The sequence below is a fragment of the Pseudomonas sp. AD21 genome, from assembly GCF_002878485.1.
Lineage (GTDB): Bacteria > Pseudomonadota > Gammaproteobacteria > Pseudomonadales > Pseudomonadaceae > Aquipseudomonas.
In genome coordinates, this window is record NZ_NQYG01000065.1 from 16,552 (window position 1) to 32,215 (window position 15,664).

At 61.4% G+C, this 15,664-nt stretch carries 14 protein-coding genes; 9 read left to right on the forward strand and 5 right to left on the reverse strand.

What is annotated here, in order from left to right; translation table 11 throughout:
• Positions 1 to 118: 118 nt before the first annotated feature.
• From PseAD21_RS25105 to PseAD21_RS25115, 3 genes are all read right to left on the reverse strand, one after another.
• Positions 119 to 907: an OmpA family protein gene (locus tag PseAD21_RS25105; RefSeq protein ID WP_102358483.1), complete on the reverse strand. Its 789-nt coding sequence runs from the start codon at positions 905 to 907 to the stop codon at positions 119 to 121.
• Positions 908 to 962: 55 nt separating this feature from the next.
• Complete coding sequence (locus PseAD21_RS25110) at positions 963 to 1,367, reverse strand: DUF4398 domain-containing protein (RefSeq protein WP_102358484.1); 405 nt, start codon at positions 1,365 to 1,367, stop codon at positions 963 to 965.
• Between the two features lie 378 nt (positions 1,368 to 1,745).
• Positions 1,746 to 2,090: a pilin assembly protein gene (locus tag PseAD21_RS25115; protein WP_102358485.1), complete on the reverse strand. Its 345-nt coding sequence runs from the start codon at positions 2,088 to 2,090 to the stop codon at positions 1,746 to 1,748.
• Positions 2,091 to 2,302: 212 nt separating this feature from the next.
• Here PseAD21_RS25115 and ppc point away from each other — a divergent pair, with 212 nt between their 5' ends.
• From ppc to PseAD21_RS25145, 6 genes are all read left to right on the forward strand, one after another.
• The gene (gene ppc, locus PseAD21_RS25120) at positions 2,303 to 4,933 is read left to right on the forward strand and encodes a phosphoenolpyruvate carboxylase (protein ID WP_102358486.1); all 2,631 of its coding nucleotides are present in this window, start codon (positions 2,303 to 2,305) and stop codon (positions 4,931 to 4,933) included.
• Between the two features lie 290 nt (positions 4,934 to 5,223).
• A complete protein-coding gene (gene adk / locus PseAD21_RS25125) occupies positions 5,224 to 5,871 on the forward strand; it encodes an adenylate kinase (protein WP_025112233.1) in 648 nt (215 codons plus the stop codon).
• 93 nt (positions 5,872 to 5,964) lie between these two features.
• The gene (tsaB, locus tag PseAD21_RS25130) at positions 5,965 to 6,639 is read left to right on the forward strand and encodes a tRNA (adenosine(37)-N6)-threonylcarbamoyltransferase complex dimerization subunit type 1 TsaB (RefSeq protein ID WP_102358487.1); all 675 of its coding nucleotides are present in this window, start codon (positions 5,965 to 5,967) and stop codon (positions 6,637 to 6,639) included.
• Between the two features lie 302 nt (positions 6,640 to 6,941).
• Positions 6,942 to 7,250 (forward strand): hypothetical protein, encoded by a 309-nt coding sequence (locus tag PseAD21_RS25135; RefSeq protein WP_102358488.1) that lies wholly within the window; start codon positions 6,942 to 6,944, stop codon positions 7,248 to 7,250.
• Positions 7,250 to 8,110: a DUF72 domain-containing protein gene (locus tag PseAD21_RS25140; protein ID WP_102358489.1), complete on the forward strand. Its 861-nt coding sequence runs from the start codon at positions 7,250 to 7,252 to the stop codon at positions 8,108 to 8,110. The genes PseAD21_RS25135 and PseAD21_RS25140 overlap by 1 nt, the downstream gene beginning before the upstream one ends.
• A 33-nt stretch (positions 8,111 to 8,143) precedes the next feature.
• Positions 8,144 to 8,980 (forward strand): oxaloacetate decarboxylase, encoded by an 837-nt coding sequence (locus tag PseAD21_RS25145; protein WP_102358490.1) that lies wholly within the window; start codon positions 8,144 to 8,146, stop codon positions 8,978 to 8,980.
• A 33-nt stretch (positions 8,981 to 9,013) separates the two neighbouring features.
• On the opposite strand, the gene PseAD21_RS25150 is transcribed toward PseAD21_RS25145, so the two are convergent.
• The gene (locus PseAD21_RS25150) at positions 9,014 to 9,634 is read right to left on the reverse strand and encodes an energy transducer TonB (RefSeq protein ID WP_102358495.1); all 621 of its coding nucleotides are present in this window, start codon (positions 9,632 to 9,634) and stop codon (positions 9,014 to 9,016) included.
• Positions 9,635 to 9,727: 93 nt separating this feature from the next.
• Between PseAD21_RS25150 and PseAD21_RS25155 the strand changes: the two genes are divergently transcribed.
• Complete coding sequence (locus tag PseAD21_RS25155; protein ID WP_102358491.1) at positions 9,728 to 10,510, forward strand: class I SAM-dependent methyltransferase; 783 nt, start codon at positions 9,728 to 9,730, stop codon at positions 10,508 to 10,510.
• Positions 10,511 to 10,624: 114 nt separating this feature from the next.
• Here PseAD21_RS25155 and PseAD21_RS25160 read toward each other — a convergent pair whose 3' ends face one another.
• Positions 10,625 to 11,260, reverse strand: coding sequence for a TetR/AcrR family transcriptional regulator (locus PseAD21_RS25160; RefSeq protein WP_102358492.1), 636 nt, complete (start codon positions 11,258 to 11,260; stop codon positions 10,625 to 10,627).
• A 94-nt stretch (positions 11,261 to 11,354) separates the two neighbouring features.
• Between PseAD21_RS25160 and PseAD21_RS25165 the strand changes: the two genes are divergently transcribed.
• A complete protein-coding gene (locus PseAD21_RS25165) occupies positions 11,355 to 12,467 on the forward strand; it encodes an efflux RND transporter periplasmic adaptor subunit (protein WP_102358493.1) in 1,113 nt (370 codons plus the stop codon).
• Between the two features lie 6 nt (positions 12,468 to 12,473).
• Positions 12,474 to 15,542, forward strand: a complete 3,069-nt coding sequence (locus PseAD21_RS25170) for an efflux RND transporter permease subunit (protein WP_102358494.1) — start codon at positions 12,474 to 12,476, stop codon at positions 15,540 to 15,542.
• Positions 15,543 to 15,664 lie beyond the last annotated feature (122 nt).

Here is a 15,664-nt window from a genome sequence, read left to right on the forward strand (position 1 = left end):
CCATAAATCGGCTCCCTCTCCCTCGGGAGAGGGCTGGGGTGAGGGGCCACCATTTCAGCCTCACTAAAAAAGCCCCGCCTGATCACTCAGGCGGGGCTTTTGCGTTAGCGCGTGCCGCTTAGTTCGAGCTGACTGCCGAACGTGGCACCACTGGTTGGTTGTCGTTGGAAATGGTCACTTCCACACGACGGTTCATCGCACGGCCGGAAACGCTGCCGTTGTCGGCGACCGGGTATTCCTTGCCATAACCCTGCACCACGATGCGCGAAGGATCTACGCCCATCTTGATCAGTGCTGTTTGCACGGAAGTCGCACGACGCTCGGACAGCGACTGGTTGTAGTTCGCCGCGCCAGTGCTGTCGGTGTAACCCTCGACGATCACTTTGCGATCAGGGTTTTCCTGAAGGAACTGCGCCAGTTTGTTGATGTTCACCAGACCGCTGGATTTCAGGTCAGCCTTGTTGGTGGCGAACAGCACGTCACCGAAGGTCACCAACGTACCGCGATCAGTCTGCTTGGCGTTCAGGCTCTGCTGCAGTTGCTTGATCTGCTGGTCGCGAGCGTCCAGACGGGCCTGGGCACGTTGTGCGGAAGCGTTCTTCAGGTTGTTTTCAGCAGTGCGCAGGGCGATGGTCTGCTTGGCCACTTCCACGCGCTGGTTGGTCAGGTAGGCCAGTTGGTCAACCTTGGCGGCGTCTTGCTTATCCAGGTAAGCCTTGTCGGCTTTGTCCAGGTAATCGCTGGCGTCTTTGGTTTCCAGGGCGGCGACTTTGCTCGCCTGCGGGTTGGCCTGCAGACCGGCGTAGTTGGTGCGTGCCTGTTCCAGGTTCGGGTTAGGCGGGGTAGAGCAGGCAGCCAGGGCAACGCTTGCGGCCAGGAGAGCGGGGATCATCAGTTGCTTACGCATAATTTGTCGTCCTTTCTATCGATAAGAGTTTCAGCTTTGCGGTCGGGATGCGCGCTTACTGCACGGTGCGCTGACTTTCCTGACGCAGTTCCTGAACACCTTTCTGGGAATCCTTCAGAGCCTGCTCGGCCTTGGCAGCCTGAGCCTTGCGTTCTGCTACGCGAGCATCCCATTCGGCCTGCTCGGCGAGGGTGCGAGCTTCTTCATACTTTTTGTCGTGCATGGCGATTTCGGCTTGTTTGAGCTTGTCTTGCGCCTGCTTCATTTCCACCGCAGCGAACTCGGTACCGCCAGCGCTCACAGCGCTGTTGACTGCCGACTGAGTCACGGCGTACTGCTCGGTCGGTGGGTTGCCGGCGCAACCGGCCAGAACGAAGCTGGTGCCGATGGCCAGGGCGGCCAGTTTCAGACCGCGCAGGTGAGAGAACGAGGTTTGGGTCTTCATGGTCTTCAACTCCATTGTTTAACTCCTGATAAAACCGAAAATCCATCCTGGTCGAGGAGCCGCAAGCGTCGTGTGAAAGCGCGTTTTTGAAACGCTCGTTCCAGGCGTGGTTACAGGTTCCGACCGGAGGCGTTTTTTAAAAGTTCAGAAAAGATGGCCCATCGCCCAAAAATTTTTGACCAAACGGACAGGGCTCTAGGACGGGAACTTTGGCGGGGCAGAGTGGTACGCGCGGGTGTTTCTAATACCGAAAAAACTTCGATCTGGAGGCAGAAATACAGTCAATGTGGGAGCGAGCCTGCTCGCGAAAGCGGTGTGCCAGTCACCATCAATGTCGACTGATATATTGCTTTCGCGAGCAGGCTCGCTCCCACAGTTTTGATCTGTGGAGTGTCAGTGTTTTTGCTTACCGGCAGCAGTCGACAAATCCTGCAGATGCTGGCGCGACAGCGCCAGAAAACGCGGGGTCGGGCCGACGTCTTCGTACAGCGGATCGCCTTCTTCATCGGTGGCGACCACGGTCGAGCCTTTCACATACGGCAGGCTCGCCTCGAACTCTTCGAGCGCGGCGCCGATCAGCTCGCCGAGCAGTTCTTCGGGGTGGCGTTTGGGGTACATCTCGGCAATCGCCGCCAGCCGCGCGGCCGCCTCGACGTCCAGATGAATCGTGTAGCCGGTGTCGGTCAGGCGACCCTTGGCATTTTCTTCCCAATGCTGGGCGAGTTCACGGATTTTCATGATGACCTCATTTGCGCCTGCTCGTGGCAGGCCTGGGTGAGTGTCCGGCGGGGCCGGCGGCAAGCCGTTGTACGGCTTACAGTTGAGACTAGCTTCAAGCCGCAAGGTTTAAAGTCCCTTCGTCGTCTGCTTGTAAGAAGCGCCGTAGAGCGGCACTCTCTGGGCAAAGCATTCGTTTCTGCGCCGTCCCGATTACCGCTGGAGAACTGCTGATGACCGATATTGATGCACGCTTGCGCGAGGACGTTCACCTGCTGGGTGAGCTGTTGGGCAACACCATCCGAGACCAGTACGGCGAGGAATTTCTCGACAAGATCGAGCAGATTCGCAAGGGCGCCAAGGCCGACCGGCGCGGCTCGATGGACGCTGAGCTGAGCGCCAGCCTCAACCAGTTGAGCGAAGACGAATTGCTCCCGGTGGCGCGGGCGTTCAACCAGTTCCTCAATCTGGCGAACATCGCCGAGCAGTATCAGTTGATTCATCGCCGCGAAGAGTCGCAGCCGGCGCCGTTCGAGTCCCGCGTGCTCCCGGAACTGCTCGCCCGCCTGCGCAATGAAGGCCACAACGCCGAATCGCTGGCCCGGCAACTGGCGCGCCTGGAAATTGAGCTGGTACTGACCGCACACCCGACCGAAGTTGCGCGGCGCACGCTGATCCAGAAGTACGACGCGATCGCCGCGCAACTGGCGGCTCAGGATCATCGCGACCTGACCAGCGCCGAGCGCGAACAGATCCAGAACATCCTGCAACGACTGATCGCCGAAGCCTGGCACACCGAAGAAATCCGCCGCACGCGGCCGACCCCGGTCGATGAAGCCAAGTGGGGTTTTGCGGTGATCGAACACTCGCTGTGGCAGGCGATTCCCAACCACATGCGCAAGGCCGATCAGGCGTTGTTTGCCGCCACCGGCCTGCGCTTGCCTCTGGAGGCGGCGCCGATCCGCTTTGCCTCGTGGATGGGCGGCGATCGCGACGGCAACCCCAACGTCACCGCTGCGGTGACCCGCGAAGTGCTGTTGCTGGCGCGCTGGATGGCCGCTGACCTGTACCTGCGCGATGTCGATCACCTGGCCGCCGAGCTGTCGATGCAGCAGGCCAGCGACGCGCTCAAGGCCAAGGCCGGTGACAGCGCCGAGCCGTATCGTGCGGTGCTCAAGCAATTGCGCGAACGCCTGCGAGCCACACGCAACTGGGCACATGCCTCGCTCACTGCGAGCACGCCGGCATCGGCCGACGTGTTGCACAACAACCGCGACCTGCTCGATCCGCTGGAGCTGTGCTTCAACTCGCTGCACGAGTGTGGCATGGGCGTGATCGCCGACGGGCCGTTGCTCGATTGCCTGCGCCGGGCGGTGACGTTCGGCCTGTTCCTGGTGCGCCTCGATGTGCGACAGGACTCGACGCGGCACAGCTCGGCGATGACCGAAATCACCGATTACCTCGGTCTCGGTCGCTACGAAGACTGGGACGAAGAGCAACGCATCAGCTTCCTCACTCGCGAATTGAGCAATCGCCGACCATTGCTGCCGGCGCATTTCAGACCGTCCGCCGACACTGCTGAAGTGCTCGCCACTTGCAAGGAGATCGCTGCTGCACCGGGTGCCTCGCTGGGTTCCTACGTGATCTCGATGGCGGGCGCCGCCTCCGACGTGTTGGCGGTGCAACTGCTGCTCAAAGAGTCAGGCGTGCTGCGGCCGATGCGCGTGGTGCCGTTGTTTGAAACCCTTGCCGACCTCGACAACGCCGGGCCGGTCATGGAGCGTCTGTTGCTGCTGCCGGGGTATCGCGCCAGGTTGCAGGGCCCGCAGGAAGTGATGATCGGTTATTCCGACTCGGCCAAGGACGCCGGCACCACCGCTGCGGCGTGGGCGCAATACCGGGCGCAGGAACGTCTGGTGGAAATCTGTCGCGAACAGCAAGTCGAACTGCTGTTGTTCCACGGTCGCGGTGGCACTGTGGGCCGTGGCGGCGGTCCGGCGCACGCGGCGATCCTGTCGCAGCCACCGGGGTCGGTGGCGGGGCGGTTCCGCACCACCGAGCAGGGCGAAATGATTCGATTCAAATTCGGCCTGCCGGACATCGCCGAACAGAACCTCAATTTGTATCTGGCCGCCGTGCTTGAAGCGACGCTGTTGCCACCACCGCCGCCAACGCCTGAGTGGCGGCACCTGATGGACGAATTGGCCGCTGACGGTGTTGCCGCCTACCGCGCAGTGGTGCGCGAGAATCCGCAATTCGTCGAGTACTTCCGCCAGTCCACGCCGGAGCAGGAGCTGGGGCGCCTGCCCCTCGGCAGCCGTCCGGCCAAGCGCCGTGCCGGCGGGATCGAAAGCCTGCGGGCGATTCCGTGGATTTTCGGCTGGACCCAGACGCGCTTGATGCTGCCGGCCTGGCTGGGCTGGGAAACCGCGCTGAGCAAGGCGCTGGAGCGTGGCGAGGGCGAACTGCTGGCCCAGATGCGCGAGCAGTGGCCGTTCTTCCGCACGCGTATCGACATGCTGGAAATGGTCCTGGCCAAGGCCGATGCCGACATTGCGCTGTCTTACGATCAGCGTCTGGTCGAGCCGGACCTGCTGCCGTTGGGCGCGCAGTTACGCGACCTATTGTCGCAGGCGTGCGCGGTAGTGCTCGGCCTGACCGGTCAGTCACAACTGCTGGCGCATAGCCCCGACACCCTGGAATTCATCCGTCTGCGCAACACCTACCTCGACCCGCTTCATCTATTGCAGGCCGAACTGTTGGCCCGTTCACGGCAGCAGGATGTCGAGCAGGGCAGCCCGGTGGAGCAGGCGCTACTGGTGTCTGTGGCGGGGATTGCCGCCGGTTTGCGCAATACCGGCTAAGGTTTTTACGCTGGCGTCAGGCACCCGGTGCACAGGCCGGGTGCCGCTTTGTACACAGGCACAAAGTGCGGGCAGGCGACAGTTAATGATGGGGTTGCGACTTGGGTTACCGCGTCGCAAGGTCGCGGCGGGCGCCGGGTTCTCCGACTTTTGGCGTCTTGTGTGGGCGCAGCCTGCTGTGTATCTTGATCAGCCTTTGGCCGTTTGTGCGGCCACGACCCGTTTTTTTGAGATTGGCCCAAAGAGGCGAATCCCGTTGTTTTCTATATAAAAAATTGAGGAGCACATCGATGCGCGTCATTCTGCTGGGAGCTCCCGGGGCCGGTAAAGGTACTCAGGCTAAGTTCATCACCGAGAAATTCGGCATTCCGCAAATCTCCACCGGCGACATGCTGCGTGCTGCGGTCAAGGCTGGCACTCCACTGGGCGTTCAAGCCAAGAGCATCATGGATGCCGGCGGCCTGGTGTCGGATGACCTGATCATCGCGCTGGTGCAGGATCGCATCGCTCAACCAGATTGCGTCAATGGCTTCCTGTTCGACGGTTTCCCGCGCACCATTCCGCAGGCTGAAGCGCTGGTGACTGCCGGTGTCGAGCTGGACGCCGTGGTTGAAATCGCTGTTGAAGACGAAGAAATCGTTCAGCGTATCGCCGGTCGTCGCGTTCACGAGGCCAGCGGCCGCGTTTACCACATCGTCTACAACCCGCCGAAAGTGGCCGGCAAAGACGACGTCACCGGCGACGATCTGGTACAGCGCAAGGACGACACCGAAGAAACCGTGCGTCATCGCCTGTCGGTCTACCATTCGCAGACCAAGCCGCTGGTGGACTTCTACCAGAAGCTCTCCGCTGCCAACGGCAAGCCGAAATACAGCCACATTCCGGGCGTTGGTTCGGTTGAAGCGATCACCGCCAAGGTGCTCGAAGCGCTGAGCTGAAAAAGCTGATCCGCTGCATCATCCACGGCCCGCTTGCGGGCCGTAGTTGTTTATACTGACGCACTTTTTCTCCCACCTGTTTTGGAAACATCGATGAGCACCTTGCTGGCCCTGGACACCGCGACCGAAGCTTGCTCCGTTGCCTTGCTGCATGACGGCAAGGTCACGAGCCATTACGAGGTGATCCCGCGTCTGCACGCGCAGAAGCTGCTGCCGATGATCCAGCAACTGCTGGCCGACGCCGGCACCACGTTGCAGGCGGTGGACGCCATTGCTTTCGGTCGCGGTCCTGGCGCGTTTACCGGTGTGCGGATTGCCATCGGTGTGGTGCAAGGCCTGGCGTTTGCCCTGGATCGTCCGGTGCTGCCGGTGTCGAACCTGGCCGTGCTGGCGCAGCGTGCGTATCGCGAACACGGCGTGAGCCAGGTCGCGGCGGCCATCGATGCGCGGATGGATGAAGTGTATTGGGGCTGCTATCGCGAGATGGCGGGGGAGATGCGCTTGGTCGGCGCCGAAGCGGTACTGCCACCGGAAGTCGCGGCGCTGCCGGCCGATGCCAGCGGCGAGTGGTTCGGTGCCGGGACGGGTTGGGGTTACGGCGAGCGGATCGCGGTCAATCTGAGTGGTTCTGATGCCGGCATGCTGCCTCACGCCGAAGACCTGCTGACCCTGGCGCGCTTTGCATGGGAACGCGGTGAGTCGATCCCGGCGGATGACGCGCAACCGGTTTATCTGCGCGACAAGGTCGCCACCCCAAAGGCTCGCTGAGGCCAGATTTCTATTGTGGGCAGCTTCTGTGGTGAGGGGATTTATCCCCGATGGGGCGCGAAGCGGCTCTCCAGAATCTGCGACTGCTTCGCAGCCGGTCGGGGATAAATCCCCTCACCACAAATCCCCTCACCACAAAGCCTTCCACAATCCCCGCGACTTATTCCAAATTCTGCCAATCGTCAGTTTCCAACCCTGCGCTTTAAACCTTTTGCGCTTTATGTGTTCTAGTTATCACTCGGCGATTTGCTAAGTCGGTCAGGTGCCGCTAAATTGCCATCATCGATACCGAGCATGAATTTATGCGTATAGACGGCCGTTCCTCTCAGTCCTACCCGATCAAGCGCAAGCCTCGCAAAGGCAACGTGGCGCTGGATGAGTCCGTCGACGATATCGACGGCGAGCTGGAATTCCCGACCGAAGAGCAACTGGCCGCCCGCGCTGCCAAAGCCTCCGCACAACGCCTGGCCAATCTGCCTGCCCGTCAGCAAGACATGATTTATCACCGCGCCATGAGCAAAAGCGTAGCGATGGCCCTGGCCAGCTACCTGAGCACCGCCGGTTTTGTCGATTGGGATGCGGATGTGCTGGGCCTCGACCTGTACATCTGATGGCGCTGCCTTACTACCTCGGTTGCCCGTCCTGGAGTGAAAACGCCTGGCGCGAGTATCTGTACCCCGAAGACGCCAAGACCTCCGACTTCCTCAGTCTCTACTCCCAGGTTTTCAACGCCGTGGAAGGCAACACGACCTTCTACGCCAGCCCCTCGCCTGCCACCGTTCAGCGCTGGGCCGAGACCATGCCCGAACACTTTCGCTTCACCGCCAAGTTCCCCGGCGATATCAGCCACAGCGGTGACCTGCGCGATCAACTGAGCGCCGCCGAAACCTTCGTAAACCTCCTCGAGCCGCTCGGCGAACGTGTTTCGCCGCTGTGGCTGCAACTGTCGAAAAGCTTCACCCCACATCGACTGCCGGAGCTGACCGCGTTCATCGACGCGCTGGACCGGCCGCTGGCGGTAGAAGTGCGTCACGAGCAGTTCTTTGCCAAGGGCGAGAGCGAGCGTCTGCTCAATCGCCTGTTGCTGGACCGTGGCGTGGAGCGCATCTGCCTCGATCCGCGCGCGTTGTTCAGTTGCCTGTCGACCGAGTCTTCGGTGATCCACGCGCAATCGAAAAAGCCCCGGGTGCCGACGCGGCCAGCGGCGTTCACGCAGTGCCCGCAGGTGCGTTTCATCGGCCATCCCGAGCTTGAGGCCAACGACCCGTTTCTGCTGCCGTGGGTGGCGAAAATCGCCGAGTGGATCGAAGAGGGCCGCACGCCGTACATCTTCCTGCACACCGCCGACAACATCCTGGCGGCGAAGCTGGCGCAACGTTTTCACGCACAACTGATGCAACGTTTGCCTGGCCTGCCATCCCTGCCTGAGCTATACAGAGAACCCGCCGCCGAGCAACTTGGCCTGCTCTGAGGCGGATTTTCATTCTTGCCCAGGAGCCTGCCGATGGACGCCCAAGCCGATCACGAACAAGCCCGCAAAGCCCAAGCCTTCAAGGCCCTGCACGAGCGTCCGGGAATCTTCGTCATTCCCAATCCGTGGGATGCAGGTTCCGCGAAGATGCTCGCCAGCCTGGGCTATCAGGCACTGGCGACCACCAGTGCCGGTTACGCGTTTTCCCAAGGCAAGACCGACGGCGCCTTGAGTCTCGATGAAACCTTGGTCAACGTTCGGGCGATTGTCGCGGCCACCGATCTGCCGGTGGCAGTGGATCTGGAAAACGGTTTCGCTGATGACCCCGTCGAGTGCGCTAAAAGCCTGTTGCGCGCCGCTGAGGCGGGGGCGGTGGGTGGTTCGATCGAGGACGCCACGGGCCGTGCCGACGCGCCGATTTATTGCTTCGAACACGCCGTGGCGCGGATCGAAGCCGCCGTCGCTGCCGTGCGCACGCTGCCATTTCCCTTCATCCTGACTGCCCGTGCGGAAAACTACCTGCACGGCAATCCCGATATCCACGACACCATCCGCCGCTTGCAGGCCTTCGCCGAAGCCGGTGCCGACGTGTTGTACGCGCCGGGTTTGCGCAATGCCGAAGAAGTGCTGGCAGTGGTGCGCGCGGTGGCGCCCAAGCCGGTCAACGTGTTGATGTCCGGTGGTTTGAAACTGACCGCACAGGAGCTCGAAGAAATGGGCGTGCGGCGCATCAGTACCGGTTCGGCATTGGCGCTGGCGGCATTCGGCGAGTTTTTCCGCGCGGCTGAAGAGATCCAACACCGCGGCACTTTCGGCTTCACTTCACAGTCGATGCCGTACGCCAAGGCCAATCAGTTTTTCAAAGGCTGAGTGTGGGGCGCTGGGGAATGTATTACTGAGGTATCAGGCGGCCAGGCGCAGGTTCTGCAGCACGATCGGGCGAGCCCAGCCGTTATCGAAGTCCAGCGCTTTCTGCTGCTCGACGATTTCTTCCGGCGGGAACGGCGGATAAGGTTTTTGCAGCAGATCGAGGTCGAATTCGGCAATCGGCAGGGACAGCGGCTTCTTCTGCGGTGCCGGACCAGGCTCTGGCAACGGTTGACCATTGTTGATCACGATCGGGCGGACCCAACTGCTGTCGAAGTCCTGTTGCCCTTGCTGAGCCTTGAGTTCTTCTGGCGGGAACGGTGGGAACGGCTTGTCCAGCAGATCGGTTTCGAACTCGGCGATCGGCAGGAACAGCGGCTCCGGCGGACGCACTTCGGTGTCGACCACGTCGCACTGACGCTGTTCGACGATGTGCGCGTGGAGCTCGCTGCCCAGGGTCGGCTCTTCAGGGCTGTTCAGGTCAACCGGCGGAAACGTGCCACAGGCCGGCACCACATCACTCGATTGTTCGGCCAGGGCCTGGGCAAAGAAATCCTGCCACAGGTGACTGACGCCGCCCAATGCTTGAGTGTTATGACGGCTGAAGTCGCCCTTGGGCGAAATGTAGCCAATCGATGTGGGAAGAATGCCTGACATTTTTTTCGGTTGACGCTCAGCTCTGGCAAAATGCGCGTTGATTGGTTTATCGGCCACTTTTTGCCGATCCTTAACTTTTTTGAGCGTGTTTTCATGATTGAGCAACCCGCGGCCTGCCGCATCCATGTCCAGGCCTTGAGCCCGACGTTTGAAGCGCAAGCCGAGCAGTGGGCCGAGCGTCTGGGCCTGCCGATGGAGATGGCCGACGGCGAGTTCGCCTTGCAACTGGGCGAGCAAGGTTTGCAGTTGCAACAGCTCGGCCCGGATGCACCGGGGCCGGTGCGGGTGGATTTTGTCGAGGGTGGCGCGGCGCACCGGCGTTTGTACGGTGGCGGCAGCGGGCAGATGATCGCCAAGGCGGTCGGCGTCGCCCAAGGCGTGCGTCCACGGGTGCTGGACGCCACGGCCGGGCTGGGCAAGGACGCGTTCGTGCTGGCGAGTCTGGGCTGCGAGATGAGCCTGATCGAACGCCAGCCGCTGATCGGCGCACTGCTGGAGGACGGTCTGGCGCGGGCGGCGGAAGATTTCGACGTGGCGCCGATTGTCGCGCGGATGAAGCTGCTCAAGGGCAACTCGATCGAGGTCATGCGCAACTGGGAAGGCGAGCCACCGCAGGTGATCTACCTTGACCCGATGTTCCCGCATCGCGAGAAGACCGCACTGGTGAAGAAAGAGATGCGCCTGTTCCGGCCACTGGTCGGTGATGATCCGGATGCACCGGCGCTGCTGGAAGCGGCGCTGGCATTGGCGACCCACCGCGTGGTGGTCAAGCGTCCGCGCAAGGCGCCGTGCATCGACGGGCCGAAACCGAGCCATGCGCTGGATGGCAAGTCGAGCCGGTATGACATCTACCCGAAGAAAGCGCTCAAGGCCTGAGACCGCGTCGCCCCATTCGCGAGCAAGCCCGCTCCCACATTTGATCTGTGTCGTTCACAAATCCAGTGTGGGAGCGGGCTTGCTCGCGAAGGCGTCAGAACAGACGCTGAAAACTCACGGCCGATACGCCCGCATGAACAACCCCACCACCTCCTGCACATGACTCTCTGCCGCTTCTTCGCTCAGCGGCTCACCGCAGCAATACAGCAAGCGAAAATTCCCCGCGCCCTTGATCAGGCAGAAGAAGTGCTCGGCCGCATTACGTGGTTGGTCGATGCTCAACGCGCCGGTTTCGTGGATGCGCTTGAGCAGCCGCTCCATCCCTTGCACCATGCGCTCGGGACCGGCTTCGAAGAAGATCTGCGAGAGCTTCGGATCCTGCGTGCCCAGCGCCATCATCAAACGGTGCAAATTTACCGATTCATCGCTGTTGATCAGTTGGTGAAAGCCTCGGGCAATGTTCAGCAACACATTTTCCACGGCGATGCCGGCGGGCAGTTCGAAGAACAGCGGCGGTAACTGCTCCTCGCATTTGGCCATCACGGCGGAAGAGAACAGCGTCTCCTTGTCGTTGAAGTGGCTGTAGACCGTCAACTTCGACACACCAGCCTCGGCGGCGACCGCGTCCATGCTGGTGTTGGCGTAGCCTTGACTCAGAAACAGGATTTTCGCCGCATCGAGGATCGCCCGGCGCTTGGCCGGATCCTTCGGACGGCCCGGGCCGTTTGGAGCTGAAAGATTGTTCGACATTCTTCGCTTTTAATACTGGACTGGTGAGTTTGCTATTAATACCATACCGGCCAGTATAAATATTCCAAGCACCATTAGCGAAAGGTCCGTCACCATGTTCCGTCATGCACTGCACCTCATGTGGCCATTTGCATTGCCAGTCAGCCTGGCTTTTTTGTTGGCAGCATGCGGTCAGGAAGAGGCGGCGCAAGTCAGCATTCGACCGGCCATGGTGGTGCAGCCAGAGCCTTCGGCGCAGGCGATGGAAAGTTATCCGGGCGAGGTTCGCGCCCGCTACGAACCCGATCTGGCATTCCGCATCGGCGGCAAAGTCAGCCGACGACTGGTCGAAGAAGGTCAGCGCGTGAAGGCTGATCAGCCACTCGCCGAACTCGATCCGCAGGACGTGCGCCTGCAACTCGAAGCCACGCGCGCGCAAGTCGCTGCCGCCGAAGCCAATCTGAACCTGGTGCGCGCCGAGCGTGATCGCTACAAGACCTTGATGGAGCGGCAGATGGTCAGCCGTTCGGCCTACGACAACGCGGAAAATCTCTACCGCTCCGGCGAAGCCCGCCTCAAGCAGATCAAGGCCGAATTCAACGTCTCGACCAACCAGGCCAGTTACGCTGTGCTGCGTGCGCCGCAGGATGGCGTGGTGGCCAAGCGATCGGTGGAAGTCGGGCAGGTGGTCGCCGCCGGACAAACCGTGTTCACCCTCGCCACCGATGGCGAGCGCGAAGTGTCGATCAGCCTGCCGGAGCAGAGCTTCGGACGTTTCAAGGTCGGCCAGCCAGTCACCGTTGAATTGTGGACGCAGCAGAACCAGCGCTTCACCGGGCAGATTCGTGAGCTGTCGCCGGCAGCCGATCCGAAATCCCGCACCTTCGCCGCACGCATCTCGTTTACCAGTGGCAAAGTCCCGGCCGAGCTCGGCCAGAGCGCCCGGGTGTTTGTGCAGTCGGCCGATGCCGTACCGCTGTCGGTGCCGCTCTCGGCGCTGACTGCGGAAAACGGTGCGACCTACGTCTGGGTCGTCAGCGCCAACAACACCTTGAAAAAGACCCCGGTGCGCATTGGCCCGTTCGGCGAGAAAAGCGTGCCGGTGCTCGAAGGCCTGAACGCCAGCGACTGGGTGGTCGCCGCCGGCGTTCACGTGTTGCTCGATGGTCAGCAGGTGCGTCCCGTGGATCGCTCCAACCGTATGGTCAATCTGGCGGACAAGGAGTAAGTCCCGATGCGCTTCAACCTTTCCGAATGGGCGTTGCGTAATCGCCAGATCGTACTGTTCCTGATGCTTTTGCTGGCCATCGTCGGCGCCTTGTCCTACACCAAGCTGGGCCAGAGCGAAGACCCGCCGTTCACCTTCAAGGCCATGGTGATCCAGACTCGCTGGCCGGGGGCGACCGCGCAGGAAGTCTCGCGTCAGGTCACCGAACGCATCGAAAAGAAACTGATGGAAACCGGTGAGTACGAACGCATTGTGTCGTTCTCCCGCCCGGGCGAATCCCAGGTCACGTTCATTGCCCGCGACTCGATGCATTCGGTGGACATCCCCGACCTCTGGTATCAGGTGCGCAAGAAGGTCAGCGACATTCGCCAGACCTTGCCACCGGGAATTCAGGGGCCGTTTTTCAACGATGAATTCGGCACCACGTTCGGCAATATCTATGCGCTGACCGGCGACGGTTTCGACTACGCGGTGCTCAAGGATTACGCCGACCGTATCCAGATCCAGCTGCAGCGGGTCAAGGATGTGGGCAAGGTCGATTTGCTCGGTTTGCAGGACGAGAAAATCTGGGTCGAGCTGTCCAACGTCAAACTCGCGACCCTCGGCTTGCCGCTGGCGGCTGTACAGCAAGCACTGGAAGAGCAGAACGCGGTGTCCACCGCCGGCTTCTTCGAAACCGGCAGCGAGCGTGTGCAGCTGCGGGTCTCGGGGAATTTTCAGACCGTCGACGAGATCAAGAATTTTCCGATCCGGGTCGGCGATCGGACGTTCCGCATCTCCGATGTCGCCGATGTGCATCGCGGTTTCAACGATCCACCGGCGCCGCGCATGCGCTTCATGGGCGAAGACGCCATCGGCCTTGCGGTGGCAATGAAGGACGGCGGTGACATTCTGGTGCTGGGCAAGGCGCTGGAAGGCGAGTTCTCGCGCCTGCAGAAAGGCCTTCCGGCCGGCATGCAACTGCGCAAGGTGTCCGACCAACCGGCGGCGGTGAAAACCGGTGTCGGCGAATTCGTCCAGGTGCTGGTCGAGGCGCTGGCAATCGTGTTGCTGGTGAGCTTCTTCTCCCTCGGCGTGCGCACCGGCATGGTCGTCGCGCTGACCATTCCGCTGGTGCTGGCGATGACCTTCGCCTGCATGTATTACCTCGGCATCGGCCTGCACAAGATCTCCCTCGGCGCGCTGGTGCTGGCGCTGGGCTTGCTGGTGGACGATGCGATCATCGCCGTGGAAATGATGGCGATCAAAATGGAGCAGGGCTTCGACCGGATCCGGGCGGCGAGCTTCGCCTGGACCAGCACCGCGTTCCCGATGCTCACCGGCACGCTGATCACCGCCGCCGGCTTTCTGCCGATTGCCACGGCGCAGTCCGGTACCGGCGAATACACCCGTTCGATCTTTCAGGTGGTGACTATTGCGTTGCTCGCCTCATGGGTGGCGGCGGTGATGTTCGTGCCGTATCTGGGGGAAAAACTCCTGCCGGATCTGGCGAAGATTCACGCCGCCAGACACGGCACGACTGATGGCCAGGCGGACCCGTATGGCACGCCGTTCTATCAACGGGTGCGACGTCTGGTGCAGTGGTGCGTGGCGCACCGCAAGACCGTGATTGTGCTGACGGTGGGGCTGTTCATCGCTTCGGTGATGCTGTTCCGTTTCGTGCCGCAGCAGTTCTTCCCGGCCTCCAATCGACTGGAGTTGATGGTCGATCTGAAACTGGCCGAAGGCGCGTCGCTGGCCAACACCACGGCCGAGGTCAAACGCCTGGAAGCGATGCTTAAGGATCACGCCGGCATCGACAATTATGTGGCGTATGTCGGCACCGGTTCACCGCGTTTCTACCTGCCGCTGGATCAACAACTGCCGGCGGCGAGCTTTGCCCAGTTTGTGGTGCTGGCGAAAAACATCGAGGAGCGCGAGACCCTGCGCACCTGGTTGATCAGCACGTTGAACGAGCAATTCCCGGCCCTGCGTTCGCGGGTCACGCGTCTGGAAAACGGCCCGCCGGTTGGCTATCCGGTGCAGTTCCGCGTCACCGGTGAACACATCGAGGAAGTCCGCGCGCTGGCGCGCAAAGTGGCGGCCAAGGGGCGCGAGAACCCGCACGTGGTCAATGTGCACCTGGACTGGGAAGAACCGAGCAAGGTGGTGTACCTGAACATCGATCAGGACCGTGCCCGTGCCTTGGGCGTGAGCACCGCCAATCTGGCGAAATTCCTTCAGAGTTCGTTGACCGGTTCCAGCGTCAGCCAGTACCGCGAGGACAACGAGTTGATCGAGATTCTGCTGCGCGGCACGGTGCATGAGCGTACCGAGTTGTCGTTGCTGCCGAGTCTGGCGGTGCCGACCGATAACGGTCGCAGTGTGGCGTTGTCGCAGATTGCCACGCTGGAATATGGCTTTGAGGAGGGGGTCATCTGGCATCGCAATCGCCTGCCGACTGTGACCGTGCGTGCCGACATCTATGGCAAGGAGCAGCCGGCGACGCTGGTGCAGCAGATTCAGCCGACGCTTGATCCGATTCGTGCCGAATTGCCCGATGGGTATCTGTTGGATGTTGGCGGCACGGTGGAGGATTCGGAGCGTGGGCAGAAGTCGGTGAACGCCGGGGTGCCGATGTTCATTGTGGTAGTGCTGACGTTGCTGATGGTGCAACTGCGCAGTTTCTCGCGTACGGCGATGGTGTTTCTGACGGCGCCGCTGGGGTTGATCGGTGTGGTGCTGTTTCTGATGGTGTTCCGTCAGCCGTTCGGGTTTGTGGCGATGCTGGGGACGATCGCGTTGTCGGGGATGATCATGCGTAACTCGGTGATTCTTGTGGATCAGATCGAGCAGGATATTGCTTCTGGGCTTAAGCCTTGGCAGGCGATTATCGAGGCGACTGTGCGGCGGTTTCGGCCGATTGTTTTGACCGCTTTGGCGGCGGTGTTGGCGATGATTCCGTTGTCGCGCAGTGTGTTTTTCGGGCCGATGGCGGTGGCGATCATGGGCGGGTTGATTGTGGCTACGGCTTTGACTCTGCTGTTTTTGCCGGCTTTGTATGCGGCTTGGTTCAGGGTTCGTCGGGAGGGTTGAGGCTTTTGGACTTGGCGGCCTTTGGGCCGACCATGCTCCTGGGGTTTTGGGGGTTTATCCGTTGGTTCGGGGGTTGCGGCTGGCGGTTTCGCCCTTACGGCGAGTCACTTTTTCAGACGCCA